Origin of the sequence: Saccharomonospora halophila 8, from assembly GCF_000383775.1 — a bacterium.
In the GTDB taxonomy this organism is placed as follows: Bacteria; Actinomycetota; Actinomycetes; order Mycobacteriales; family Pseudonocardiaceae; genus Saccharomonospora; species Saccharomonospora halophila.
On record NZ_KB912526.1, the window covers coordinates 46,642 to 48,963 of the forward strand.

Genomic DNA, 2,322 nt, shown 5'->3' on the forward strand with positions numbered 1-2,322 from the left:
GTGCCGCCGCTGTTCCCCGGCCCCGGGCAGTAACGCCGCCAGCGTCTTCCCGGCCACCTCCGGGCCGAACCGGGCGTCGACGGCCCGCTTGCCCGCGTCCGACAGCCGCCGCCACACCCCGTCGTCGTCGAGCAGCGTGGCGATGCGGTCGGCGAGGAGTCCGGCCGTGTCCCCGACCAGCACGTCCGCACCGTCGACGAGGCCCATCCCCTCCACCGCGACCGTCGTGGCCGCCACGGGGACACCGTGCGCCATCGCCTCACCGACCTTGCCCTTGACACCGGCACCGAACCGCAGCGGAGCGACCACCGCCCGGGCCCCGTCGTACATCGTGGCGAGGTCGTCCACCCATCCGTGCACCACCACGGACCCGTCGTCGGCGTCCGTACTCCCGAGGTCGAGCACCTCGGGCGGCGGGTTGCTACCGACGATGTGGACGACGGCGTCCGGGTACCGCTCGCGCACCTCGGGCATGACCTCCTCGACGAGCCAGCACGCGGCGTCCCGGTTGGGCCGATGGTCGAACCCGCCGACGAACAGCACCCCGGACCGTCCCCGCGGCGACGCGGGCGCCGGATCGACGTCGTGCACATTGGACAGCACCTCGACCCGTGCCTCCGGCGCCTCGACGGCGAGCAGGTCGCGTTCGGTGTCGGACACGGTGAACGTGACGTCGCAGGCCCGCGCCAACCCGAGTTCGAGTTGCCGCAGCGCCTCCGCGCGCCGTCGCAGGGAATCGGCCTCCACGGTGTCGTCCAGCGAGCGCGCCAGCTCCGCGTGCCGCCCCAGGCGCACGTGGTGCAGGTCGACCGTGTCGTAGGCGATCGTGCAGTCGGGGGCGTGCTCGCGCAGCGGCTCCAGCCACTGCCACGCGACCTGCGGGCGGGACAACACCGCGAGCCGGATCTCCGGACCGACGTCGCGCACGAAATCCTCCTGCTGACGCCGGTCGCCGACGATGGTCACCCCGGCCCGGTACAGCGGCCCGGCGTAGCGCAGGTCGGCGAGGTCGTCGTCCCCGGGGAAGAACACCACCCGCTGGTCGAGTCGGACGAGCAGTTCGAGGATCCGCATCATCCGGACCGAGCCGGAGTCCTCGTCGGTGCGCGGCAGGCGGTGGTCGGCCACGACGACGAACCCCCCGTCGTGGCCCTGCGCGGTCCGGCTGCGCGCGGCCCAGAGGTTGCGTCTGCTCGCCCGGGCGCGGTGGGACACCAGGGCGTGGGCCCACTTCTCCGCGAAAACCGTGCGGTTGAGTCGCTGATAGCGCTTCACCCCGCGTGCGGTGTCGGTCCCGTTCGACACGCCCTCGTCGTGGATGACCACCGAGGCCGGTTGCACCACGGTGCGGTACCCGGCCGCGCGCACCGCGAAGGCCAGATCGGTGTCCTCGTAGTAGGCGGGTGCGTAACGGGGGTCGAAACCGCCGACCGTTTCGAACACGTCCCCGCGCACCAGCAGGGCCGCACCGGAGCAGTAGTCGACGTCCCGCAGCGTCGCGAAGCGTGGTTCGTCCGCGGGGCTGCCCCGGCCGTAGTTCGACCCGGACCCGTCCGCCCAGACGATGCCCCCGCACTCCTGGAGTGTCCCGTTCGGATAGACCAGCTTGGACCCGACGAGTCCGATCCCGGAATCGTCCCGCAGCACCGCGGCCGACTCGTCGAGCCACCCGTCGTGGACCTCGGTGTCGTTGTTGAGGAACATCAACAGCTCGCCGCGTGCGTGCCCGGCACCGAGGTTGCACGCACCGATGAATCCGCCGTTGCGTTCGGTGCGCACCAGCCGCACCCCGGCGCAGGAGGCGATCCGTTCCGCCGTGTCGTCCGGGGAGGCGTCATCCACCACGATCACCTCGAACGGGGTGACCGGCGGACGCCGCGCGATCGAGGCGAGGCAGCGCCGGGTCCAGGGCCACTTCCCGTACACCGGGATGATCACGCTGACCACCGGTTCGGCGCTGGTGGGCACCGTCACCGGACCGGTCTCCAGCCGCGGGGCGGGCGCGACGCCCTTCGGCCTGCCCAGCGCGCTCTCGTAGAGGTCCCGGCGGATGGTGCCCCGGGGGGCCACCCGCTCGATCATCCCGCGGTACCGGCCGATCACCTTCTGCGCGAGGGCGGACTGGTGGGCCCGCAGCGTGGCGTTCTCCTCCTCCAGGGCGTCGACCCGGGAACGCAACGTCCCGTTGTTCTCCCGGAGCCAGTCCCGCTCCGTGGCGTAGCGCTTGAGCCGCAGCCGCAGCGCGTCCCCGTCCGCGGGCACCGGGTCATACGCGGGCACCGGGTCGTCCGCGGGCGCCGGGTCGCGCAGCGGTGCGGCGCC

The 2,322-nt window shown here is 72.9% G+C and carries 1 protein-coding gene; it reads right to left on the reverse strand.

The features are described 5' to 3' along the window. Window positions 1-2,280 (reverse strand): glycosyltransferase (locus SACHA_RS21030; RefSeq protein WP_408640319.1); only part of this gene is annotated, 2,280 nt, incomplete at its 3' end. Window positions 2,281-2,322: the final 42 nt, after the last annotated feature.